At 62.9% G+C, this 24,286-nt stretch carries 20 protein-coding genes; 10 read left to right on the top strand and 10 right to left on the bottom strand.

Annotated features, from left to right (window positions below):
- Positions 1-126: 126 nt before the first annotated feature.
- From ACP7AL_RS01300 to ACP7AL_RS01315, 4 genes are all read right to left on the bottom strand, one after another.
- Complete coding sequence (locus ACP7AL_RS01300; protein WP_425988030.1) at positions 127-1,737, bottom strand: acyl-CoA synthetase; 1,611 nt, start codon at positions 1,735-1,737, stop codon at positions 127-129.
- Positions 1,738-1,906: 169 nt separating this feature from the next.
- A complete protein-coding gene (locus tag ACP7AL_RS01305) occupies positions 1,907-2,362 on the bottom strand; it encodes a GatB/YqeY domain-containing protein (protein WP_425988032.1) in 456 nt (151 codons plus the stop codon).
- Between the two features lie 72 nt (positions 2,363-2,434).
- Positions 2,435-3,136, bottom strand: a complete 702-nt coding sequence (locus ACP7AL_RS01310) for an alpha/beta fold hydrolase (RefSeq protein ID WP_425988034.1) — start codon at positions 3,134-3,136, stop codon at positions 2,435-2,437.
- A gap of 78 nt (positions 3,137-3,214) precedes the next feature.
- Positions 3,215-4,807, bottom strand: a complete 1,593-nt coding sequence (locus tag ACP7AL_RS01315; RefSeq protein WP_425988035.1) for an AMP-binding protein — start codon at positions 4,805-4,807, stop codon at positions 3,215-3,217.
- A 174-nt stretch (positions 4,808-4,981) separates the two neighbouring features.
- On the opposite strand from ACP7AL_RS01315, the gene carA reads away from it, so the two are divergent.
- Positions 4,982-6,172 carry a glutamine-hydrolyzing carbamoyl-phosphate synthase small subunit gene (gene carA, locus ACP7AL_RS01320; RefSeq protein WP_425988036.1) on the top strand — a complete coding sequence of 397 codons (1,191 nt, stop codon included), beginning with the start codon at positions 4,982-4,984 and terminating at the stop codon, positions 6,170-6,172.
- 19 nt (positions 6,173-6,191) lie between these two features.
- Here the strand turns inward: carA and ACP7AL_RS01325 are convergent, their stop codons facing one another.
- Together ACP7AL_RS01325 and ACP7AL_RS01330 are read right to left on the bottom strand one after the other, a co-directional pair.
- Positions 6,192-7,739 (bottom strand): cation:proton antiporter, encoded by a 1,548-nt coding sequence (locus ACP7AL_RS01325; RefSeq protein ID WP_425988038.1) that lies wholly within the window; start codon positions 7,737-7,739, stop codon positions 6,192-6,194.
- Positions 7,740-7,864: 125 nt separating this feature from the next.
- Positions 7,865-8,389 (bottom strand): Dps family protein, encoded by a 525-nt coding sequence (locus ACP7AL_RS01330; RefSeq protein ID WP_425988040.1) that lies wholly within the window; start codon positions 8,387-8,389, stop codon positions 7,865-7,867.
- 171 nt (positions 8,390-8,560) lie between these two features.
- On the opposite strand from ACP7AL_RS01330, the gene ACP7AL_RS01335 reads away from it, so the two are divergent.
- Positions 8,561-9,283 (top strand): class I SAM-dependent methyltransferase, encoded by a 723-nt coding sequence (locus ACP7AL_RS01335; RefSeq protein WP_425988042.1) that lies wholly within the window; start codon positions 8,561-8,563, stop codon positions 9,281-9,283.
- A 194-nt stretch (positions 9,284-9,477) separates the two neighbouring features.
- On the opposite strand, the gene ACP7AL_RS01340 is transcribed toward ACP7AL_RS01335, so the two are convergent.
- Entirely contained in the window at positions 9,478-9,777 is a 300-nt protein-coding gene (locus tag ACP7AL_RS01340; RefSeq protein WP_425988044.1) for an endonuclease domain-containing protein, read from the bottom strand.
- 138 nt (positions 9,778-9,915) lie between these two features.
- Here ACP7AL_RS01340 and carB point away from each other — a divergent pair, with 138 nt between their 5' ends.
- The 4 genes from carB to ACP7AL_RS01360 all read left to right on the top strand — a co-directional run bounded on the left by carB (position 9,916) and on the right by ACP7AL_RS01360 (position 14,986).
- The gene (carB, locus tag ACP7AL_RS01345) at positions 9,916-13,380 is read left to right on the top strand and encodes a carbamoyl-phosphate synthase large subunit (protein ID WP_425988046.1); all 3,465 of its coding nucleotides are present in this window, start codon (positions 9,916-9,918) and stop codon (positions 13,378-13,380) included.
- A 171-nt stretch (positions 13,381-13,551) separates the two neighbouring features.
- Positions 13,552-14,028 carry a transcription elongation factor GreA gene (gene greA, locus ACP7AL_RS01350; protein WP_006022116.1) on the top strand — a complete coding sequence of 159 codons (477 nt, stop codon included), beginning with the start codon at positions 13,552-13,554 and terminating at the stop codon, positions 14,026-14,028.
- A gap of 106 nt (positions 14,029-14,134) precedes the next feature.
- Positions 14,135-14,416, top strand: a complete 282-nt coding sequence (locus ACP7AL_RS01355) for a hypothetical protein (protein ID WP_425988048.1) — start codon at positions 14,135-14,137, stop codon at positions 14,414-14,416.
- A 159-nt stretch (positions 14,417-14,575) separates the two neighbouring features.
- The gene (locus ACP7AL_RS01360) at positions 14,576-14,986 is read left to right on the top strand and encodes a DoxX family protein (RefSeq protein ID WP_425988051.1); all 411 of its coding nucleotides are present in this window, start codon (positions 14,576-14,578) and stop codon (positions 14,984-14,986) included.
- A 3-nt stretch (positions 14,987-14,989) separates the two neighbouring features.
- On the opposite strand, the gene ACP7AL_RS01365 is transcribed toward ACP7AL_RS01360, so the two are convergent.
- Together ACP7AL_RS01365 and ACP7AL_RS01370 are read right to left on the bottom strand one after the other, a co-directional pair.
- Positions 14,990-15,745 (bottom strand): sulfite exporter TauE/SafE family protein, encoded by a 756-nt coding sequence (locus ACP7AL_RS01365; protein WP_425988053.1) that lies wholly within the window; start codon positions 15,743-15,745, stop codon positions 14,990-14,992.
- Positions 15,746-15,871: 126 nt separating this feature from the next.
- Positions 15,872-16,354, bottom strand: coding sequence for an Lrp/AsnC family transcriptional regulator (locus ACP7AL_RS01370; protein WP_024919922.1), 483 nt, complete (start codon positions 16,352-16,354; stop codon positions 15,872-15,874).
- A gap of 269 nt (positions 16,355-16,623) precedes the next feature.
- On the opposite strand from ACP7AL_RS01370, the gene trxB reads away from it, so the two are divergent.
- On the top strand, positions 16,624-17,589 hold the full coding sequence (gene trxB / locus ACP7AL_RS01375; RefSeq protein ID WP_024574329.1) for a thioredoxin-disulfide reductase: 966 nt from the start codon (positions 16,624-16,626) through the stop codon (positions 17,587-17,589).
- A 2-nt stretch (positions 17,590-17,591) separates the two neighbouring features.
- A complete protein-coding gene (locus tag ACP7AL_RS01380) occupies positions 17,592-18,515 on the top strand; it encodes a LysR family transcriptional regulator (protein WP_006022122.1) in 924 nt (307 codons plus the stop codon).
- Positions 18,516-18,816: 301 nt separating this feature from the next.
- On the opposite strand, the gene ACP7AL_RS01385 is transcribed toward ACP7AL_RS01380, so the two are convergent.
- The gene (locus ACP7AL_RS01385) at positions 18,817-21,261 is read right to left on the bottom strand and encodes a heavy metal translocating P-type ATPase (RefSeq protein WP_425988056.1); all 2,445 of its coding nucleotides are present in this window, start codon (positions 21,259-21,261) and stop codon (positions 18,817-18,819) included.
- Positions 21,262-21,313: 52 nt separating this feature from the next.
- Between ACP7AL_RS01385 and ACP7AL_RS01390 the strand changes: the two genes are divergently transcribed.
- Together ACP7AL_RS01390 and ACP7AL_RS01395 are read left to right on the top strand one after the other, a co-directional pair.
- Positions 21,314-21,589, top strand: a complete 276-nt coding sequence (locus ACP7AL_RS01390) for a metal-sensitive transcriptional regulator (RefSeq protein WP_425988058.1) — start codon at positions 21,314-21,316, stop codon at positions 21,587-21,589.
- Positions 21,590-21,855: 266 nt separating this feature from the next.
- Complete coding sequence (locus ACP7AL_RS01395) at positions 21,856-24,267, top strand: EAL domain-containing protein (protein ID WP_425988060.1); 2,412 nt, start codon at positions 21,856-21,858, stop codon at positions 24,265-24,267.
- Positions 24,268-24,286 lie beyond the last annotated feature (19 nt).

Here is a 24,286-nt window from a genome sequence, read left to right on the forward strand (position 1 = left end):
CCCGCTCTTGCGGGGAGAGGGTTGGGGTGAGGGGCAAATCCCGCACCAAACAAATAAAAAGCCCCTCACCCGGATTGCTCCGCAATCCGACCTCTCCCCGTAGAACGGGGAGAGGTGAAAAAGCGTCTACCCCAGCGTCCGCAATTCCCGCCGCAGCACCTTGCCGGTGGCCGTCATCGGCAAGGTGTCCGTGAACTGGATGTGGCGCGGATATTCGTGGGCGGCGAGTTGCACCTTGACGAAATCCTGAATGTCCTTCGCCAGCGCGTCGCTCGCGGTGAATCCCGGACGCAGCACGATCCACGCCTTGATCGCTTCGGTGCGGATCGGATCGGGAATCCCGACCACCGCGGACATCGCGACCGCCGGATGCTTCATCAAGGTATGCTCGATCTCCGCAGGACCGATGCGATAGCCCGCGCTGGTGATGACATCGTCCTCGCGGCTGACGTACCAGAAGTAACCGTCGTCATCCTGTACCGCGAGATCGCCGGTGAGGAGGAAGCCGCCGGCATATTTCTTCGCAGTGGCCTCCGGGTTCTTCCAGTATTCGATCATGGTCACCGGATTGGGGACGCGGACGCCGACAATGCCGCGTTCATTGCGCGGCAATTCCTCGCCATGCTCATTGACAATGCGCACATCGAATCCCGGCGTCGGTTTTCCCATCGAGCCCGGCTTGATCGGAAACAGATGGGAATTGTTGGCAAGGACCAGATTGCATTCGGTCTGGCCGTAAATCTCGTGCACATCGACGCCGAAGGTGGCGCGCACCCACTCGATCAGTTCGGCGCCGAGCGACTCGCCGCCGGAAAAAATGCTCCGCAGCTTGACGCCGGGATGTTTGACGTCCGCCTGACGCATCAGCTTCAGCGCGGTGGGCGGCAGGAACACATTGCGCACGCCTTGATCGGCCATCAGTCGCATCGCCGCCTGCGGCTCGAATTTTTTCGCGCGATAGCCGAGCATCGGCACGCCGTGATACCAGGCCGGGAATAGCGCATCGAACAATCCGCCAATCCAGGCCCAGTCCGCCGGCGTCCACATCAGGTCGCCGGGCTTGGGAAAGAAGTCGTGCGCCATCTCGACATTCGGCAGATGGCCGAGCAGCACGCGATGGGCGTGCAGCGCGCCCTTCGGATTCCCTGTCGTGCCTGACGTATAAATGATGATCGCCGGATCGTCGGGGCTGGTATCAACGGTCTGGAAATCCTCGGACGCATCCTCGATCGACTGCCAGAACGATTTCGCGCCGGCATGGACCGCGCCGCTGGTGACATAGATGTCCTGCAGGTGAGGCAGGCGGTCGCGGATCTTCGACAGCTTGTCCCAGCCGCCCTCGTCGGTGATGACCGCCCGCGCCCCGCTGTTGGACAGGCGATATTCCAGTGCGTCCTCGCCGAACAGGGTGAACAGCGGAACGGAGATCATGCCGGAGCGGAACGCGGCGAGATGGGCGATGGGCAATTCCACCGACTGCGACAGGAACATCGCGACGCGGTCGCCGCGCTTGAGCCCGTCGGCCTTCAGCACATTGGCGAAACTCTTCGACAGCGCGCTGATCTCGTCGAACGACAGCTTCTGCGTGCCGCCGTCTTCATCCACATAGATCAGCGCGAGCCTGCCGGAGCCATCCGCATAGCGGTCGCAGCACGCGGCCGCAATGTTGAACGTCGCGGGAATGTCCCAGCGGAAGTTCTTGTAGAGATCGTCGTAGGTGTCAGCTTGAGGGAGCATGGCGACCATCTCGAAAAAGCGCAATCCTAACACCCCCACCCTGGCGCTTCGCGCCTTCCCTCCAAGGGGGAGGGAGAAGAAAGGGGACGACATCACCGCATCTCTTAATCCCTCCCCTCGATGGGGAGGGCGGCTGACCGTAGGTCAGCCGGGTGGGGTGTCTTCCGAACTAACCCGCCAGCGCGGCCTTCACAAGGCCGCTGGCCTTGCCGAAATCCATCTGGCCGGCGTACTTCGCCTTGAGCGCGGCGATCACCTTGCCCATGTCCTTCATGCTGGCGGCGCCGGTCTCGGTCACGATGGCGGCAATCGCAGCCTTCACCTCGTCGTCCGACATCTGCTTCGGCAGATAGGCGGAGATCACCGCGATCTCCTCGCGCTCCTGCGCGGCGAGTTCGGCGCGGCCGCCCTTGTCGTAAAGCTCGACCGATTCCTGACGCTGCTTGATCATCTTTTGCAGCACGCCGAGAATGTCCTCGTCGCTGAGCGGCGGCTTGCCCTGCCCGCGCGCCTCGATGTCCGAGTTCTTCAGCGTCGAGTTGACCATGCGCAGCGTCGAGAGCTTGCGCTCGTCCTTCGCCTTCATGGCGTCCTTGACGGCGTTGTTGATGGCATCGCGCAGCATCGGTCTCTCCCTCGCGGCAAATCGGATTGCCGTTCATTTAGGGCGTTTTGCCAGCCCGCACAACCAACGCCGTCACATCTCCAGCCAGTCGAGCAGCGCATCCGTCACCGCCTGCGGCTTCTCGAGTTGTGTCAGATGACCGCAATCCTGGATGGTGACCAGCTTCGCACCCGGAATGCCGTTCGCGATCTCGCTCGACGCATCGGGCGGCATCATGTTGTCGGTGTCGCTGGTGAGGACCAGCGTCGGGCACTTGATCGTGGCCAGGGTCGGACGGGAGTCGATGCGCCCCGAGATCGCCTCGAGCTGCCAGACGAAGGCATCGGGACCGACATCGTCCGCCATGTCGAGGACGATGCGGTGCAGGTGCTCGTCGCGCGCCAGCGCGGGATGCACGAAGTTCGCAAACAGGCGATCCATCACGGCACGATAGCCGCCCTGCTTCACTTCGTTGATCATCGCCCGCCGCTTCTCGGTGAGCTCCGGCATTTCGGGCCGCGCCGATGTGTTCAGGAAGGCGAGCCGTGAAATGCGCTCCGGGGCCTGCCGGAACATTTCAAAGATGATGTAGCCGCCCATCGAATGGCCAGCGAGCGAAAAGCGCAGCGGCGCCTCGGCAAGGATGCGCCGCGCGATTGTCGCCATGTCGCCGCCGCGGGCATGGTTGGCGATGACCACCGGACCTTGCCGCCACAGCGACGGGATCTGCGGCTCGTAAATCCGCGGCGAGCACGCAAGACCAGGCACCAGTACGACGGGAAGCGAATTGAGCATGCGAACCTTCCTGTTCTGTCATTGCCGGGCTTGACAGCCTGAGTATGTCTCACATATCGCGAGGCCGAATCCTTTCCACTACGCCACGCCGCGCTTGCGGCCTTCCCAGTACGGCGCGCGCAGCGCCTTGCGGTCGATCTTGCCGAGCCCGGTCACGGGAATGACCTCGACGAAATCGATGGTCTTCGGCGACCATGGCGCGCCGCGCTTGTCTTTCACATGGGCCTGCAACTCGGCGACGCCGCTGTTGGCGCCGGCTTTCAGCACCACGAAGCCCTTCACTGCCTCGCCCCACTTGTCGTCGGGAATGCCGATCACGGCGGCGGACGCCACCGAGGGATGCGACATCAGCGCATCCTCGACCTCGCGCGGATAGATGTTGAAGCCCCCGGAGATGATCATGTCCTTGGTGCGGTCGACGATATAGAAGTAGCCCTCCTCGTCCTTCACCGCGACGTCGCCGGTGTGCAGCCAGCCGCCTTTCAGGGTTTCGGCATTCGCATCGGGACGTTTCCAGTAACCGTCCATCACCAGCGGACCGCGCACGCAGATTTCGCCCGGCTCGTTGATCCCGACCTCGCGCATCTCCGCATCGAACAGCTTCACATCCACGAACGGGCTGGCGCGGCCGCAGGAGCCGAGCCGCTGCGGCCTGGTCTCGTCATGGTCGATCTTGCGCATCGAGGTGATGCATTGCGGCGCTTCGGTCTGGCCGTAAAGCTGCACGAACACCTTGCCGAAAATCTTCATGCCCTCCAGCAGGCGATCCGGCGACATCGGCGCGGCGCCATAGACGATCATTTCCAGCGACGACATATCGTGACGCTTGCGCAGGTCTTCGTTGTCGATCAGCGCATAGATCAGCGTCGGCACCAGGAAGGTCGAGTTGATCTTCTCCGCCGCGACGACGCCCGCATAGATTTCGGGCTCGAAGCCCTGCACGAGGCGCATCAGGCCGCCGCGCATCATCACCGGAAACAGCGTGACACCGGCGGCGTGGCTGATCGGGGTCGCGGCGAGGAAGCGAATCTTCTCGGGCCAGTCCCAGTCCGAATAGAGCAGCAGCGTCATGGTCACCAGCGCGCGGTGCGGCAGCATCACGCCCTTGGAGCGGCCGGTGGTGCCGCCGGTGTAGGCCAGAAACGCGATCTCGTGAGACGAGCTTTCATCGACCAGCGGCGCGGCTTTCACAGTGGCGAGGTCCGGCATGATGTCGCGCACGCCGTCCATCGGCCCGATCGAGTAGAGATTCTTGAGCGACGGCACCCGGCTCTTGATCGCCATGCCGCGCGGGCCGAACTTGGCACCCTCCACGATCAGAAGATCGATTTCGGCATCCTCGATGATGAAGGCGTGGTCGTCCTCCGCCGCCATCGGGTGCAGCGGCGTGTAGCGCACGCCCATCACCAGCGCGGCGCAGATCGCGGCCCAGGATTCGGCGCGGTTGCTGGCCAGAATGGAGAGCGCGCTGCCCTTCCTGAGGCCGAGCGAGCGAAACAGGCTGATGAACCGGCCGATGGTGTCGCCGAGTTCGCGGTAGGTCCACCGCACCTTGCCGTCGGCAATGGCAGGCTGGTCGGCATACCGGCCCACCGCATTGACGATCAGATTTCCGATCGTTCCGCCCGAATGAAGGTGATGCAATTCCGGCGCGGTGCCCGTTGAACTCATAAAGTATGTCTCCTGCCTTACCGCGGTACATCGTGTCGCCGGGTGACCGCGTGGAGGCGCAGATTAGGGTTCTCTTGACACCTGTCAATTTTTCCAGAAAACGCCAAAAAACCTGATGAAAGATACCTGTTCCGCCTTTGACGCGCCGCGGCACAGGGGTTATGTGATGGGCTTATGACCACATCAGATAACTCCTCAGCCTGGCCGGACCTCAAACCGACCGCGCTCCTCGTGCTCGCCGACGGCACCGTGCTGGAAGGCTTCGGCCTCGGTGCGGAAGGCCAGGCCGTTGGCGAAGTCTGCTTCAATACGGCGATGACCGGTTATGAGGAAATCCTCACCGATCCATCCTATGCCGGGCAGCTCATCACCTTCACATTTCCGCATATCGGGAATGTCGGCACCAACGATGAAGATATCGAAACGGTGAACATGGCGGCAACGCCGGGCGCACGCGGCGTGATCCTGCGCGCGGGCATCACCGATCCGTCGAACTATCGCGCCGCCAGGCATCTCGATGCATGGCTGAAGGCGCGCGGTATCATCGGCCTGTCGGGCATCGACACGCGCGCGCTGACCGCGCTGATCCGCAGCAAGGGCATGCCCAACGCCGTGATCGCCCATAACAAGGACGGCAAGTTCGATCTGCACGGCCTCAAGGAAGAAGCGCGCGAATGGCCCGGCCTCGAGGGCATGGACCTCGTGCCGATGGTGACCAGCACCCAGCGCTTCAACTGGGACGAAACGCCGTGGGAGTGGGACAAGGGTTTCGGCAAGCAGGACAAGCCGGAATTCAATGTCGTCGCCATCGACTACGGCATCAAGCGCAACATCCTGCGCCTGCTGGCGGGCGAAGGCTGCAAGGTCACGGTTGTCACCGCGAAGACATCAGCCGAAGACATTCTGGCGATGAAGCCGGACGGGGTGTTCCTGTCGAACGGCCCCGGCGATCCGGCGGCGACCGGCGAATACGCCGTGCCTGTCATCAAGAAGGTGATCGAGTCCGGAACGCCCACGTTCGGCATTTGCCTCGGCCACCAGATGCTCGGCCTCGCCGTCGGCGGCAAGACCATGAAGATGCATCAGGGCCATCACGGAGCCAATCATCCGGTGAAAGACCTCACCACCGGCAAGGTCGAGATCACGTCGATGAACCATGGCTTCGCGGTGGACAAGACCACGCTGCCAACGAACGTCACGCAGACGCATATCTCGCTGTTCGACGACTCGAACTGCGGCATCGCGCTGGACGACAAGCCGGTGTTCTCGGTGCAGTACCACCCCGAGGCCTCACCCGGCCCGCGCGACTCGCATTACCTGTTCCGGCGGTTCGCCGACCTGATGCGCGAGAAGAAGCGGGCTTAGTTCGCAAACCCGCTTCGCCTTACGACTTCGCCGCGCTGAGTTCGGCCCAGTCGAACTCCTCCTCCAGCCGGTGAAACGCGTCATCGCCGATTTCACCGGAGTCGCGCATCTCGAACAGCACACGGCGCGCGGCATCGATCGCCTGCAACCGCACAGGATCGGCAGGCAGTTCGCTCGACATTAGACCATCCGGATTGCTTTCGGCCTGATCGAGCAACTGCCGGTATTCAAGCCGTAGCAATTCCGCCTCGGGCGAGGTGTTGCCGTCGATCGCTTCCAGCGCCGCATGCAAGGCCGCGCGGCGCGCCCAGCCGATCTCCTGACCGACCGGATCGCCATCATCCAGCGCAAACCAGTCGATCAGCGGCCGCAGCGTCAGCCCCTGAATGACGAGCGTGCCCAGCACCACCCCGAAGGAGGTGAGCAGGATCAGATCGCGATAGGGAAAGCCCACCGGCAGCGCGAACGCAGCCGCGAGCGTGACGATGCCGCGCATCCCGCACCACGAGATCAACAGGCTGCTCTTGACCGATGGAACGTCGGATTTCCGCTCCGGGTTGTAGCCGTAGCGCAGGAGCTTCGCGCGCACGACGGTGATGTAACACATCATCCAGACAATCCGCACCACGATCACGGTCACCAGCACGATGCCGGCGACGATGCAGTACTGCTGGCGGACCGACCCGTCGCCCAGTCCGCTCCAGATCGGCCGCAACTGCATTCCGATCAGCACGAACGCCATCACATTGAGAAGAAAGACGACCGTTTCCCACACCGCATAGGACGGCACGCGCATTCGCGCCGAGGTGAGCATCGGCACGCTGCGTGAGATGACGATGGCATAGACCACGATGGTCAGGATGGCCGACAGTTGCAGCTTCTCGGCGATGATCCAGACAACAAACGTTGTCGCGAACTGCATGATGATCGCGGTCGGCACGTCGGAGATCCGCGTCAGCAGCGGCATCACCACCCGCGCCAGCACATAGCCGGCGACGACACTGCCGATCAGCGACAGCGTGAGCGCCGGAGCGATGCTCTCCAGACTTAATGATGACGCCATCGCTGCGCCGACGGCGATACGATAGATCAGCAGCGCGCTGGCATCGTTGAGCAGGCTTTCGCCCTCCAGAATCTTCTGAATGCGGTAAGGCAGCCGGACGCTGCGCAGGATCGCGGTCGCGGCGGCGGCGTCCGGCGGCGCAACGATGGCGCCGAGCGCGACCGCCGCGGCCCACGGCATCTCCGGCACGAGCCAGCGCACCACGACGGCGACAGCCACGGTGGTGACACCGACCGCAGCCACCACCAGCATGGCGACCGGAAGCCAGTTGTCCCGCAGATCGCGGGTGGACGTGTCGAACGCCGCATCGAGCAGCACCGGCGCGACAAACAGCGCCAGCGCCAGATCCGGCTCAAGCGTCCAGTTGGGTGAATTGGGCAGGAACGCAATCGCGATCCCGCCAAGCGCCAGAAAGGTCGGGTAAGGCACGCCAAGACGCCGCGCCAGGCCCGACAGCAGCATGGCGCCCATCAACAGGCCGATCAGCCATTCGAATGCGTGCAAGAAATGTCTCCACCCCGCCCCGCGAAAGCGGGACACCTTATTAGCATGGGCCGAAGACAGATCGGAATGAAACAAAACGCCCGCTGCGAGGCGGGCGTTTTTCCGGAGCGCGACGTTCTTGGAGATCAGGCTTCGTTGCCGCCTTCCTGACGGCTGGCCTCGAACAGGAACCAGGTCCGCCGCTCGGTTTCGTCGATGAAGTTCTCAAGGATGCTGGCGGAGGCCACATCCTCGGCGTCGTCGCAGATCTTGTGAGCCTTGCGCATCGCGGCGGCGACCTTCTTGTTGTCGTTCATGAGTTCGCGCAGCATCTCGCGCGGCGGCACGAACTTCTCGTCATTGTCCTTGATGGTCTGCAGCTTGGCGATGTTGCCGATGGAGCGGATGGTACTGCCGCCGATCTTGCGGACACGCTCCGCCAGCACATCGGTAGTCGCGAAAATCTGATCGGATTGTTCGTCCAGCAGCAGGTGATAGTCGCGGAAATGCCGCCCGCTGATGTGCCAGTGGAAGTTCTTGGTCTTCAGATAAAGCGCGAAGGCATCGGCCAGAAGCGCGTTGAGGGCGGCAGACACCTTGGCCACGTCTGCGGTGTCGAGGTCGGTGGGCGTATCGAGGTCGGGGGAAACGCTGGTCCTGGTTTTGCTCACGGCGGGGCCTTCCTGCTAGGAGATACAGATCGGGCGATGGACAGGGATCGCCAGACCTTCTAACGCCTCCCTGTACCCGCCAGTTCCCGCATGGGAACATCTCATTTTGATGCATGATTTCCTGAAAACGAGCTTCCCGCTTTCAGGATAAATGCCAATCCGGACAGGCCGATGGACGACTGGATCGACTATTACGATTCAACGCATACGATTTATGTCAGCAAGCTGCATCGCGACGTGCATTTTCGCGTCATCGCCAGTGACATTCTCGCGTATGTGGCCTCGCCCGACGCCGTCGTGCTCGATTATTCCTGCGGCGAGGCGCTGTCCGCCGCCCAGGTCGCCGCCGCCTGTCAGAAACTCATTCTTGCCGAGCCCGCTCCCGGTGTGCGCGGACGGCTCACCGCCCGCTTCGGCCCGAACCCGAAAATCGAGGTCCGCTCCCTCGACGACCTCCCGCAATTGCCGAACGGTTCTGTCGATCTCGCGGTAATGATTTCGGTCGCGCAGTACATGACGCCGGCCGAACTCGACCGCGCCTTCGGCCTGATGCGCCGCATCCTGAAGCCGGGCGGCAAGCTCGTGCTCGGCGACATCCTGCGGCCGGAGGTTGGCGCCGCCACCGACGTGATCGCGCTGCTCAAACTTGCGGCCAAAAACGGCTTCCTGACCGACGCGCTGTGGGGCCTCGCGCGCACCGCGCTTTCGGATTACTGGCAGTTGCGCCAGAGCATCGGGCTGCAACGCTACAGCGAAACGGAGATGATGGCGAAGCTGAAGGCCGCGGGTTTTTCGCCTTCGCGGGCCAAAACCAATGTCGGCTACAACCCGGCCCGCATGACCTTCGTGGCGACGGCGCCGGACATGGCGAGCAAAAAGCCCGAAACTGCATAAAAATGCCGGTTAATTGCGGCCTTAAAAGCCTTTCACCGCTCGGGAATCTGGTCTAAAGACACCCCGCGCGCATGGCCCCCCAAGCGCCGGGTTCAAAGGACGCGCGAACGCGCGCCCTTTTTTTGTGCCCAGTTTTTGACCTAGCCGCGACCTGCCCCCTCTCCCCGGCGGGGAGAGGGTTGGGGTGAGGGGGCTCATCGGGAGATGTTCAGCTCTTGAATAACGGTCTGAAGAACGCCGTCGATATTGCCCAGAACGTCATGATTCCAGAAGCGGATGACGTGATATCCGGATTCTTCAATCATTCTGCTACGTTTGGCATCCTGATCGTTCTGTTCGGCATGCTGCCCACCGTCAATCTCAATCACCAGCTTCCGGTCCGGAGCGACAAAATCAACGATGTAACCGAAAAGCGGCTGTTGTCGCTTGAACTTGACGCCAGCCAACCGGCGGCTACGGAGCCTGCTCCACATCAGCTTTTCCGCGTCGGTCATCCTTTGGCGCAGGACACGAGCCCGTCCGTCCACCATAGAACCCCCTCACCCTACCCTCTCCCCCACGGGGAGAGGGTTTCAGCGCGGCGCCCCGTCTTTGCTGTCGCAAACTTCAATTCGATCCACTATTGAGCGACAATGCCTAAACGTACAGACATCTCGACGATCCTCATCATCGGCGCTGGCCCCATCGTGATCGGCCAGGCCTGCGAATTCGATTATTCCGGCACCCAGGCGGTCAAGACGCTCCGCGAAGAGGGCTACCGGATCGTCCTGGTCAATTCCAATCCGGCCACCATCATGACGGACCCGGAACTGGCGGATGCGACCTATATCGAGCCGATCACGCCGGAAATCGTCGCCAAGATCATCGAGAAGGAACGCCATGTCCTTCCCGGCGGCTTCGCGCTGCTGCCGACCATGGGCGGCCAGACCGCGCTGAACTGCGCGCTGTCGCTGCGCCGTCAGGGCACGCTGGAGAAATTCGACGTCGAGATGATCGGCGCCACCGCCGACGCGATCGACAAGGCCGAAGACCGCCAGCTGTTCCGCGAGGCGATGACCAAGATCGGCCTCGAGACGCCGAAGTCGCGGCTCGCCAATGCTTCCGCGCTGAAGAAGCAGTATCGCGACGAGTATCTCGCCCAGAAAGAAAAGCTCTCCGGCGAGGCGCTGGCCGAACATGAGCGCCAGTGGGTGCTGCATGAAGGCGACCGCCGCAAGCGCTATCAGGAATACGCGCTCGGCCAGGCCATGATGGCGCTGTCCGAAATCGGCCTGCCCGCGATCATCCGTCCATCCTTCACCATGGGCGGCACCGGCGGCGGCATCGCCTACAACCGCGAGGAATTTCTCGACATCATCGAGCGCGGCCTCGATGCCTCGCCGACAAACGAAGTGCTGATCGAGGAGTCGGTGCTCGGCTGGAAAGAGTACGAGATGGAAGTTGTCCGCGACAAGAAGGACAACTGCATCATCGTCTGCTCGATCGAGAATCTTGATCCGATGGGCGTGCACACCGGCGACTCGATCACCGTCGCCCCTGCCCTGACGCTGACCGACAAGGAATACCAGATCATGCGCGACGCCTCGCTGGCGGTGCTGCGCGAGATCGGTGTCGAGACCGGCGGATCGAACGTGCAGTTCGGCGTCAATCCGGCGGACGGCCGCATGGTCGTCATTGAAATGAATCCGCGCGTGTCGCGCTCCTCCGCGCTGGCCTCGAAGGCCACCGGCTTTCCGATTGCGAAAGTCGCGGCCAAGCTCGCAGTCGGCTACACGCTGGACGAAATCGCCAACGACATCACCGGCGGCGCGACGCCGGCGTCGTTCGAGCCGACCATCGATTACGTGGTCACCAAGATTCCGCGCTTCGCGTTTGAGAAATTCCCCGGCGCCTCCACAACCCTGACCACCTCGATGAAGTCGGTCGGCGAAGTGATGGCGATCGGCCGCACCTTCCAGGAGAGCTTGCAGAAGGCGCTGCGCGGACTGGAGACCGGTCTCACCGGCCTCGACGAAATCGAAATCGAAGGCCTCGGCCAGAGCGACGACAAGAATGCCGTGCGCGCAGCGCTCGGCACGCCGACGCCCGACCGGCTGTTGCAGGTCGCGCAGGCGATGCGGCTCGGCTGGACCAATGAAGAGATCTTCGCCTCGTGCAAGATCGACCCGTGGTTCCTCGCCGAAATGCGCGGCATCGTGGAGATGGAAGACAAGGTCAAGAAGCACGGCCTGCCCGGCAACGCCCATGGCATGCGCACGCTGAAGGCGATGGGCTTCTCCGACGCGCGCCTGGCGGTGCTGGCCGGCAAGACCGAGGCCGAAGTGAAGTCACTGCGGCGGAGCATGAACGTGCGTCCGGTGTTCAAGCGCATCGACACCTGCGCCGCCGAGTTCGCCTCGCCGACCGCCTACATGTATTCGACTTATGAAGCCCCGTTCGCCGGCAAGGCCGCGGACGAAAGCGCACCGTCGGACAAGAACAAGGTCATCATCCTCGGCGGCGGTCCGAACCGGATCGGCCAGGGCATCGAGTTCGACTATTGCTGCTGCCACGCCTGCTTCGCGCTGCATGACGCCGGCTATGAGACCATCATGGTCAACTGCAATCCGGAAACCGTGTCGACCGACTATGACACCGCGGACCGGCTCTACTTCGAGCCGCTGACCGCCGAGGACGTGCTGGAGATCATCGACACCGAGCGCAGCAACGGCAAGCTCCACGGCGTCATCGTGCAGTTCGGCGGCCAGACCCCGCTGAAGCTCGCGCATGCGCTGCAAGCCGCCGAGGTGCCGATCCTCGGCACCTCGCCCGACGCCATCGACCTTGCCGAAGACCGCGACCGTTTCAAGCGCGTGCTCGACAAGCTGCGCCTGAAGCAGCCCAAGAACGGCATCGCCTATTCGGTCGAGCAGGCGCGCCTTGTGGCCGCTGATCTCGGTCTGCCGCTGGTCGTGCGTCCGTCCTATGTGCTCGGCGGCCGCGCAATGCAGATCATCCGCGAAGAGTTCCAGCTCGGCGATTACCTGCTCGGCACACTGCCGGAGCTCGTGCCCGCCGACGTCAAGGCGCGGTATCCCAACGACAAGACCGGCCAGATCAACACCGTGCTCGGCAAGAACCCGCTGCTGTTCGACCGCTATCTGTCCGACGCGACCGAAGTCGATGTCGACTGCCTGTGCGACGGCAAGGACACCTTCGTCGTCGGCATCATGGAGCACATCGAGGAAGCCGGCATTCACTCCGGCGACTCGGCCTGCTCGCTGCCGCCGCATTCGCTCGAGCCTGCGGTGATTGCCGAACTCGAACGCCAGACCCGCGAACTCGCGCTCGGCCTCGATGTCGTCGGCCTGATGAACGTGCAGTACGCCATCAAGGACGGCGAGATCTACGTGTTAGAGGTCAATCCGCGCGCATCGCGCACCGTTCCGTTCGTCGCCAAGGTGGTCGGCATTCCGGTCGCCAAGATCGCCGCCCGCATCATGGCCGGCGAGAAGCTCGCCAATTTCAAGCTGAAGCCGCGCAAGCTCGACCATGTCGGCGTCAAGGAATCCGTGTTCCCGTTTGCGCGCTTCCCCGGCGTCGATACCGTGCTCGGACCGGAAATGAAATCGACCGGCGAGGTCATGGGCATCGATCGCTCCTTCGCCGTCGCGTTCGCCAAGAGCCAGCTCGGGGGCGGCACACGCGTGCCGCGCAAGGGAACCGTGTTCGTGTCGGTGCGCGAAACCGACAAGGCGCGCATCCTCGACGCGGTGAAACTGCTGAGTTCGCTCGGCTTCAAGGTGATCGCCACCTCGGGCACCCAGCGTTTCCTGGTGGAGAACGGGGTACCGGCGGAAAAGATCAACAAGGTGCTGGAAGGCCGCCCGCACATTGTTGACGCAATTACCAACGGCGAGGTGCAACTCGTTTTCAATACCACCGAGGGGCCACAGGCGCTCGCTGACAGCCGCTCGTTGCGACGCGCTGCCCTCTTGCATAAAGTGCCATATTACACCACTCTTTCAGGTGCACTGGCGGCCGCGCAGGGCATCCGCGCCTATCTGGGCGGGGACCTCGAGGTCCGTACCCTGCAAGGTTACTTTCCCGATCTCTGAATTGTTAGCCGGTTCGCTTGGCCGGCATAGTATAAAGTGGGACTTGCGGCGGGAACCGCCCGCCGCGGCGATGTTCCTTTTGTCCCCCAGCGGCCGATTGCCAACGGGATCACATCGAAACGTTTCGCGGCCACGGCAGCGCCGCCCGCGAAACTGAAGGACGACGACGAAATGGTTGAAAAGGTACCGATGACCCAGAGCGGCTACGCCGCACTGGAAGTTGAACTGAAGCAGCGCCAGTCGGTGGATCGCCCGCGCATCGTCGAGCAGATCGCCGAAGCGCGTTCGCACGGCGACCTGTCGGAAAACGCCGAGTATCACGCCGCGAAGGAAGCGCAATCGCATAACGAGGGCCGCATCGCGGAGATCGAGGACAAGCTCGCGCGCGCCGACATCATCGACGTCTCGAAGCTCTCCGGCGACACCATCAAGTTCGGCGCGACCGTCACCTTGATCGACGAGGACACCGAGAAGAAGGCGGTCTGGCAGATCGTCGGCGAGCCCGAAGCGGACGCCAAGAAGGGCCGCATCTCGATCACCTCGCCGCTCGCGCGCGCGCTGATCGGCAAGAAGAAGGGCGCGTCCGTCGAAGTCGTCGCACCCGGCGGCGCCAAGGCTTACGAGATCACCAAGGTGGACTGGAAGTAATCCGCCTGTTTGCAGCAACGCAATTCAACGAAAATGGCCGGGACACCCCGGCCATTTGCTTTTGTTTTGCTGTAAGGTTGAGGTGTTGGCAGCAATGAGACACGCGATGCAGCGCTTCCGCCCGACAATGCTGATACTGGCCGTTGCGCTGACTGCCGCCAGCGCGCATGCCGCCGAAATCGAAATCCCGCCGCCCGGCAAACCGAAAGAACTGTCGGTCTACGTCAACCAGCCGAACTGCATGCGCTGGACCGACGACTGCGTGAACTGCTCGCGCGGCGCCGACGGCAAAGGGCCGACCTGCTCGAACATCGGGTTTGCCTGTCAGCCCAAGGCCATCCGCTGCGTTGGCACGGACATTCCGCAGAGCGAGCCGGAGAAGAAGTAGCGGTTTCCAGCCGGAAACCAGGGCACACGCGTAACACTGTCACCTTGGACTTATTCCGGACCGCCCCACGAAATCGTCATCGGATTTCCAGGCAGCAGCGCTATTGCTTCCGCGTCGGTCACGATATCAAATCGCGTGGATTCAATTGGGGGAAACCAAATGCAGTATGAGAATTTTCTGGCTCCGTACCGGCCTCAGCTTCTGAGCGTGTTTCGTATCTTCACCGGCCTGCTGCTGTTTCAGTACGGCGTCGCGAAAATCTTCAAATTTCCGGTGTTGCCGTACTTCGCCAACATTCCGCCGCTGATCGTGGTCGCGGGAACGATAGAACTGGTCTTCGGCGCACTGCTGCTGCTCGGATTGTTCACGCGGTTCGCAGCTTTCATTCTGGCTGGCCAGATGGCCTTCGCCTACTTCCTCGGACACATGTTCAAGACCGGCAGCGCGGTTTTCCTGCCGCTGATCAATGGCGGCACTGCAGCGGCCCTGTTCTGCTTCGCCTGCCTTTATATCGCAGCCGCAGGTCCTGGTCCGTGGAGCCTCGACGCGTCTCTGCGCAACAAGGCGTAAGCGTCACTTCACAAAGAACACGACAGTCAAAACCGCGCCGACGGCCACCACCGCGGCGCGGATTATTTTTTCCGGCACCCGGCGCGCGAGCGTGACCCCGTAATATCCGCCGACGGCGGACGCGGCGATCGTCACCAGCGCCTGCGGCCAGTGCACAAGACCGCCGGCGATCAGCAGCGTTGCCGACACGATCTGAATCAGAAACGCGACAAGGATCTTGGTCGCATTTGCCTTGTGAAAATTGCCGCTTTCGAGAATGGCCAGTGCCGCGAGCATCATGATGCCGGTGCCGGCTCCGAAGAATCCGCCATAGATCGCGACCACCATCATGAGCCCGTAGGCTGCGATCCGTGCGCCCGCACGCTGTCCGCGCGACCAGGGTTCGACGAAGGCGCGGATCTGGTTGCTGAATGCGAACAGCAACGTCGCCACCAGCAGCAGCCACGGCACCAGCGGGCGAAAGCCGCTGTCGCCCAGCCCGATCAGCAACAGGGCGCCGGCTGCTCCGCCGATCAATCCGATGATCGCGAACGGGATCATCTCGCGGTAGTAGGTGCGAACCTCGGAGCGATAGGCCGCGACACTCGCGAGATTGGCAGGCGTGAGAGCGACCGCGCTGGTGGCGTTGGCATCGAGCGTCGGCAGGCCGCTGACGACCAGCGCTGCGAACGTAATGAACGTGCCGCCACCGGCGACAGCATTGACGGTGCCGGCGGCGAAACCTGCCACCGCCAGAACGACGATCTGAAATAAAGTCACGTCAGCCCCATTACGCAATTGGCCGGGGAAGCGCCCGGCCCTCAGCTTTTAGAGGCTCGCGCTGCGCGGGAGAATGCCTCCGCGCTGATGAGGCACCATGCCGAAACGCGCACTCTGCCAGGCACTTCAGTTGTGCGGGACTTTCAGTTCGAGCGGGACATCCGGCGCATTCTTGGAGTTGTGCAGCACCAGCGAGGTTCGCACGTTGCGCACGTGGGGCGCGGCGGTGAGGTGCGAGACGAAGTTCTGGAAGGTCGCCATGTCCGGCGCGACGCATTTGAGGATGAAATCGATCTCGCCCGACAGCATCCAGCATTCGCGCACCAGCGGCTCGTGGCGGACGAATTCCTCGAACGCGCGCAGGTCCGCGTCGGCCTGGCTGGACAGATGCACCGAGGCGAACACCGTGACGTCGAAACCGAGGGACGGCGGGTCCAGCAGCCCGCGGTAGCCACGGATATAGCCCTCCTCCTCCAGGGTGCGGACCCGGCGCAGACAGGGCGGCGGCGAAATGCCCACCCGCTTGGCCAGTTCGACATTGGTGATTCGGCCATCAGCCTGAATCTCATTGAGTATTTTCAGGTCGATTTCGTCGAGGCTCTTTGACACGGACACCTAATCCCTTGGCGACCGGATATTTCCGGCCTTTTGCAAAACTGTTCTAGCCAGCGGCACGGCTTCGCGCAATTTTATTTCGCGCGATACGCTATCTCATGGCTAGCTGGGGAAAATTTCATGATAGGGGTTGCATATCTTGCATAGCTCGCAAGATGGCCTACATTCGGAACTGATACTTTTAACGCCCCAGCGATGCCTTTGCGGGCATTTCCCGCCTCTTCGCTGATCAATCCATGCAACAAACTCCTAAGGGTCGGGCTATGGCCGCTCCTATTCATGCCAAGGTTGTCATCATCGGTTCTGGACCGGCGGGTTACACCGCCGCGATTTACGCCGCACGCGCCATGCTCGAGCCCGTGCTGATCCAGGGCATTCAGCCCGGCGGCCAGCTCACCATCACCACCGACGTCGAGAACTATCCGGGATTTGCCGACGTCATCCAGGGCCCCTGGCTGATGGAGCAGATGGAGAAGCAGGCGGCGCATGTCGGCACCAAGATCGTCACCGACCACGTCAACAAGCTCGAACTGGGCCAGCGTCCGTTCCGCATCTCCACCGACAGCGGCGACGTCTATCTGGCTGACACGGTGATCCTCGCCACCGGCGCGCAGGCGCGCTGGCTCGGACTGCCTTTCGAGGAGAAGTTCAAGGGCTTCGGCGTCTCAGCCTGCGCCACCTGCGACGGCTTCTTCTACCGCAACAAGGAAGTGTTCGTGGTCGGCGGGGGCAACACCGCCGTCGAGGAAGCGCTGTTCCTGACCAACTTCGCCTCGCAGGTCACGCTGGTTCACCGCCGTAACAGCCTGCGCGCGGAGCGCATTTTGCAGGACCGCCTGTTCAAGCACCCGAAGATCAAGGTGATCTGGGACAGCGAAGTCGCGGATATCCGCGGCCAGGACAATCCCTCCAAGGTGACCCACGTCGTCCTGAAAAACATCAAGAGCGGCGCGGTGACCGAACACGCCGCCGACGGCGTCTTCGTCGCCATCGGCCATGCTCCGGCGACCGAACTCGTCGCCGGCCAGCTCAAACTGAAGCCCTCCGGCTATATCGAGATCGCACCGCATTCCACGGCGACCTCGGTGCCCGGCGTCTTTGCCGCGGGCGACGTCGCGGATGAAACCTATCGCCAGGCCGTGACGGCTGCGGGCCTCGGCTGTATGGCGGCGCTGGAAGCGGAACGCTTCCTGGCGCACAGCGCCACCGAACGCGCAGCGGCGGAGTGACCATGCCTCGAACACGCGATGGATTAAGCGATATGGACTGGGACAAGCTGAAGGTCTTTCACGCGGCTGCGGAAGCGGGAAGCTTCACCCATGCAGGCGAACAACTCGGGCTGTCGCAGTCGGCCGTCTCGCGCCAGGTCAGCGCGCTGGAGCAGGAACTGGCGGTGTCATTGTTTCACCGCCATGCCCGCGGACTGATCCTCACCGAGCAGGGCGATCTGCTGTTCCGCACCGCGCATGACGTGTTCATGCAGTTGCAGGCGGCGCGCGCCAAGCTCACCGACAGCCGCGAGCGGCCGAGCGGCGACCTCAAAGTCACCACCACGCCGGGCGTCGGCATCAACTGGCTGATCCCGCGGCTCGGCGAATTCACCGCGCTGTATCCGGACATCCGCATTTCGCTGATCGTGACCGACGAAGAACTCGACCTGTCGATGCGCGAAGCCGACGTGGCGATCCGCACCCGCAAGCCGACCCAGCCGGATCTCATTCAGCGCAAGCTGTTCTCGATGGGCTTCCATGCCTATTGCTCGCCGGAATACGTCAAGCGGCACGGCACCCCGCGCACGCTCGATGAACTGGACGCGCACCGGATCATCGTGCTCAGCGACCAGAACGTGCCGCAGCACCTGCAAAACCGGAACTGGCTGATCGAGGCCAACACCAATGGTTCCGGCCCGCGCGAGCCGGTGTTCAAGGTCAACAACATCCTCGGGCTGGTGCGTGCCTGCCAGCAGGGCCTCGGCATCGCTGCGCTGCCGGACTACCTGGTGGAGGACAACAACCGGCTGGTGCAGCTCTTCAGCGAGGCCGACTCGATTCAATTGGATACGTATTTTGTTTATCCCGAAGAATTGAAGTCCGTGGCGCGCGTGCAGGTTTTCCGTGATTTTATCGTGAGTAAGGCGCAGCGCTGGCCGTCCTGACGGTGTCTGGAACGGGTTCAAACGAACGTTTGAGCCCGCATCCTGAGCATGACTGACATACCGGGATCGGAGTTGTCCGCATGGGAAATCGCGGACCATACTCTCCCCACACTGAATGAGCGTTCTGCGCACTGTCCCCCTCCTCCAGCGGAACGCGCGCTCAGTTATCCCTCTTGGAAGGTGATTGTGTCGGCCTCACGTGGCCAAAAACTAAACAGGCCGGGCTCTTTAGCCCGGCCTTTTTTCATGCGCATGTTCCCTTGCTATCGCGCATCACCCGAACAACTTCGAATGAAGCCTCTTATGATTGAAGCTTCGTGCGCGCCAGCCGCAGCGCATTGCCGATCACGCTGACCGACGACAGCGCCATGGCCGCAGCACCGATCATCGGCGACAGCAGAATCCCGAACACCGGATAAAGCACACCCGCCGCGACCGGAATGCCGGCTGCGTTGTACAGGAAGGCAAACGCCAGGTTCTGGCGGATATTGTGCATCGTCGCCCGCGACAGTTGCTGGGCTTCCACCAGCCCCATCAGATCGCCGCGCAGCAGCGTGATGCCCGCGCTTTCGATCGCCACATCGGTGCCGCTGCCCATGGCGATGCCGACATCGGCCGCAGCAAGCGCCGGAGCGTCATTGATGCCGTCACCGGCCATCGCCACCACGCGGCCCTCGCCGCGCAGCCTTGTGACCACGTCGCCCTTGCGCTCGGGCAGAACGTCGGCCTCGACGTCGGTGATGCCGAGCGTCCTCGCCACCGCCTGCGCCGTCGTCACATTGTCACCGGTCAGCATGACAATGCGCAGTCCGTTTGCACGCAACTGCTTCAGCGCTTCCGGCGCACTCGGCTTGACCGGATCGGCAATCGCAATGACGCCGGCGGCGCGGCCATCGACCGCGACATAGATCGCGGTGGCCCCGCGCTCGCGCTGGGTGCGTGCATCGGCTTCCAGTGTCTGAATGCCGACGTTCGACAGTTGCATGATCGCGGCATTGCCGAGCACGACCTTGCGGCCACCGACGGTGCCGCTGGCGCCCTTGCCCGCGGGGGAGTCGAAGTTCTGCACATCGCGAAGTTCGATGCTCTCTTCCTTCGCGGCATTCAGGATCGCGAAGGCCAGCGGATGCTCGCTGGCGCGCTCGACGCTTGCGGCCAGCCGCAGCAGTTCACCCCGATCAAAGCCATCGGCCGCGATCACAGCGACCACCTTCGGCTTGCCTTCGGTCAGCGTGCCGGTCTTGTCGATCACCAGGGTGTCGACCTTCTCCATCCGCTCCAGCGCCTCGGCGTCGCGAATGAGAATGCCCGAGCGCGCGCCGCGGCCGACGCCGACCATGATCGACATCGGAGTCGCAAGACCGAGCGCGCAGGGACACGCGATGATGAGGACAGTCACCGCGGCAACCAGCGCATAGGTGAATCGGGGCTCGGGACCAAACACCGCCCATGCCGCAAACGCCGCGAGCGCCACCGCGATAACCACCGGCACGAACCAGCCTGCGACCTGATCGGCGAGCCGCTGCACCGGCGCACGCGAGCGCTGCGCCCGCGCCACGAGATCGACAATGCGCGCCAGCATGGTGTTACGGCCGATCTTGTCGGCGCGGACCACAAGGCCGCCGCTCTGGTTGACAGTGCCGCCGATCACCTGTGCGCCGATCGCCTTCTTCACCGGCATCGACTCGCCGGTGACGAGGGACTCATCGACCAGCGACGATCCCTCGGTGACGGTGCCATCGACCGGGACCTTTTCGCCCGGCCGCACCCGGAGCAGATCATCCACCGCGATGGCGTCGATATCGATGTCCTCGTCGCCGGTCTGCGAGACGCGCCGCGCCGTCTTCGGCGCAAGGCCGAGCAATGCCCGGATCGCGCCTGACGTGCGCGCCCGGGCGCGCAGTTCGAGCACCTGACCCAGCAGGACGAGAACGGTGATAACGGCGGCAGCTTCGAAATACACCGCGACCGCGCCGTGATGATCGCGGAATGCGTCCGGAAACACCTGCGGCGCCAGCGTCGCGACCACGCTGTAAATGTAAGCGACGCCTGTGCCCATCGCGATCAGCGTGAACATGTTGAGATTGCGCGTTTTGATCGAGTGCCAGCCGCGCTCGAAGAACGGCCATCCGGCCCACAGGACCACCGGCGTCGCCAGCGCGAACGACAGCCAGTTCGAGGTTTGCAGCGGCAGCAGGTGGATGCCGCCGAGATGCGCGGCCATGTCGATGACGAACACCGGCAGCGTCAGCGCGAGACCAATCCAGAAGCGGCGCGTCATGTCGATCAGTTCGGGATCGGGCTTATCGTCGAGCGAAACGGTCTCGGGCTCGAGCGCCATGCCGCAGATCGGACAGCTACCCGGCCCGACCTGACGCACCTCGGGATGCATCGGACAGGTGTAGATTGTGCCTTCCGGCGGCTTCTCATCCGGCTGTGACGACTTGGGCGCGAGATACTTTTCCGGGTTGCCTTCGAACTTTGTGCGGCAGCCTGCCGAGCAAAAGAAATAATCCTCCCCCTTGTAGGCAAAGCGATGCTTGGCCGTCGCGACGGTGACGGTCATCCCGCAGACGGGATCGAGGACGCCTGCGCCTGCCTGATCCGCTGCGTGCGAATGACCATGCGCGCCGTGATGAGCGTGTCCGTACTCGGGCTTGCCGTGGCTGTGACCGCCGGAACCTTGATTGCCATGTCCGCCGCAACAACCGGCCTTGCCGTTTTCCCGATGATCCGATGACGCCACGATTCCAATTCTCCACTTGCAACTTATACCCTATAGGGGTATATAGTACAACATGCGACAGGAAATCAAGTCATCGTGCCTGAAGAGGCTGAAACGGATCGAAGGCCAGGTTCGCGGTCTCGCAGGCATGGTCGAAGACGATCGCTATTGCATCGACATCGTCACGCAGATCGCCGCCGCACGTGCAGCGCTGCGGCGGGTCGAGGAAGAGGTCCTGCGCGATCACGTCGCGCATTGCGTCGAGCACGCGATCTTGTCGGGTGACAAGGCGGACCAGCGGCGCAAGATCGCCGAACTGATGGATGTGGTGAGCCGGGCTGACCGCTAGGGAAACGACAGCCATCGTGACGTATTCAGAACATGGTTGATCGCGTGTTAGCTGTTCAGCATCGGCTATTGACGATCTGTTCACGACAGTAACGCCTGCGCCGCAGCCATTTTTTGATTTGTTCGCCTCGCGTACACACATCATCCGATCCTAGCCGATCGCGCGCGCCTCTATCGATCAAACGCCAGATCAGGAATTTACGCGTTCTTACGCAATTCCACTTACCTGCCGAGGTAACCGTTTGTTTCTCGCGTGCAGGCTGTTCGATGTTCAAGGTCTACAATTGTATCGCCACCGCCCATGATCTCTGGCTCGTGGGGCTCGCGGCTGTGATCTGCACGCTGGCTTCGCTTGCCGCCATCGGCCTGCTGCGCCATGCCCGTCACGCGACGCGCCAGATGCGTCCGGTCTGGCTCGCGATCTCAGCGATCTCGACGGGCTTCGGCATCTGGTCGACGCATTTCATCGCGATGCTCGCCTATTCGCCCGGCATTCCGAGCGCCTACAACATCGCACTCACCGGTTTGTCCCTTGCCGCTGCGATCCTGCTCACCGCAGCCGGTCTTGCCATGTCGATGCAGCCCAAATGGCGGCTCGGCCCGTGGCTCGGCGGCGCTGTCGTCGGCGGCGGTATCGCCACCATGCATTATCTCGGCATGGCGGCTTTCCAGATCGGCGGCGTCATCCTGTGGGATTCAACACTCGTTGCCGCATCCATTCTGCTCGGCACGCTGATCGGCGCAGCGGCGCTGCCGGCTGGTTTGCGGGGCGATTCACAGCGATGGCGGATTGCGGGTGCAGTACTTTTGACGCTGGCAATTTGCAGTCATCATTTCACGGCGATGGGCGCAGTCGCGATCATTCCCGATCCGACCGTCACGATCCCGCAATCCGCGATCCCCACCACCTGGCTCGCCATTGGCGTAGCCGTCTCGAGCTTCACAATTATTCTGCTGGCGATCGGCGCCGCAGCCCTCGACATTCATGACCAGCGCCGCTCGATGCTCGAAGCCGAGCGCATGCGCGGTCTCGCCAATGCCGCGGTCGAAGGCCTTCTGGTCTGCGACGGCGACGTCGCTGTGACCGTCAACACCAGTTTCGCGCAGCTCGTCGGCTCAACATCGGACAAGCTGATCGGTACGAACCTGCAATCGTACATTCCGGACGCCGGCGCGCGCGCGAAACTGTTCGCCGCCCCGAACCAGCCGGTGGAGGCCGATCTTCGTCACGCCGATGGGTCGATGATTCCGGTCGAACTGATCCTGCGTCCGATCGATTTCGCCGGGCAGGCGCATCACGTCATCGCCGTGCGCAACCTGCAGGCGCGCAAGAAGGCCGAGCAGCACATCCGCTATCTCGCTCATCACGATGCGCTGACCTCGCTGCCGAACCGCGGCACGTTCCATGCGCGGCTCGATCACGAGATCGCCGCCACCATGGCAGGCGGGCAGAAGTGCGCCGTGCTCTGCTTCGACCTCGACAGGTTCAAGGAGGTCAACGATCTGTTCGGACACGCGGCCGGCGACAAGGTCCTTCAGACCGTCGCCTCACGCGTCACCGCGATCCTCGACAAGACGTGCATGGTCGCGCGCCTCGGCGGCGACGAATTCGCGGTCCTTGTCCCCGGACTGTCGAACCCGGCCACGGCCGGACGGCTGGCCGAGCGCATTATCGAGGCGCTGCGTTCCGACGGTGATAAATCCGAAAGCGAGAACATGACGTCGTGCAGCATCGGCATCGCGATCTGCCCCGACGATGCGGACAATCGCGAGACATTGCTGACCCACGCCGACACGGCGCTCTACCGCGCCAAGATGGAAGGCCGCGCCACCTACCGCTTCTTCGAAGCGAAGATGGGCGCGGAAGTTCACGACCGCCGCGTGCTGGAGCACGATCTGCGGCAGGCAGTGTCCCGCGGCGAGTTCAATCTGGTCTATCAGCCGCAGCAAGACATTCAGAGCAGGACCGTGGTCGGCTTCGAGGCCCTGCTGCGCTGGAATCACAGGACCCGCGGCTCGATCTCTCCGGCCATTTTCATCCCGATCGCGGAAGAAACCGGCGCCATTCTCGGTATCGGCGAGTGGGTTCTGCGCGAGGCCTGCAAGCAGGCCGCGAGCTGGCCGCAGCCGCTGACCATCGCCGTCAACGTGTCGGCGGTCCAGATCTACAACGAGAATTTCGTGCAGCTCGTGCATGAGGTGCTGCTGGAAACCGGCCTCGCACCCGGCCGGCTCGAACTCGAAATCACCGAGACCGCGCTGGTGCGCGATCTCAACCGCGCGCTCACCACACTCCGGCGCATCAAGGCGCTCGGCGTGCATATCGCGATGGACGATTTCGGCACCGGCTACTCGTCGCTCTCCAACCTGCGCGCATTCCCGTTCGACAAGATCAAGATCGACGGTTCGTTCATCAAATCGGTCAACACCAACGAGCAGGCCGCGACCATTGTGCGCGCCGTGCTGGGTCTCGGCCGCGGTCTCGGTCTGCCGGTGCTGGCGGAAGGCGTCGAGACACCGGCGGAGCTGGCGTTCCTGCAATCCGAACTGTGCAACGAGGTTCAGGGCTATCTGGTCGGGCGGCCCGCCGCGATCGGAACCTTCGCGACGCTCACCCACCCCGAAAGCAGACCTGCAACAGGTGAGGAAATCCGCGTCCTGCTGGCGCAGTCGGCCTGAGACTTCGGATTTTTGGGGC

Origin of the sequence: Afipia sp. DC4300-2b1 (genome assembly GCF_049895725.1) — a bacterium.
Lineage (GTDB): Bacteria > Pseudomonadota > Alphaproteobacteria > Rhizobiales > Xanthobacteraceae > Afipia > Afipia broomeae.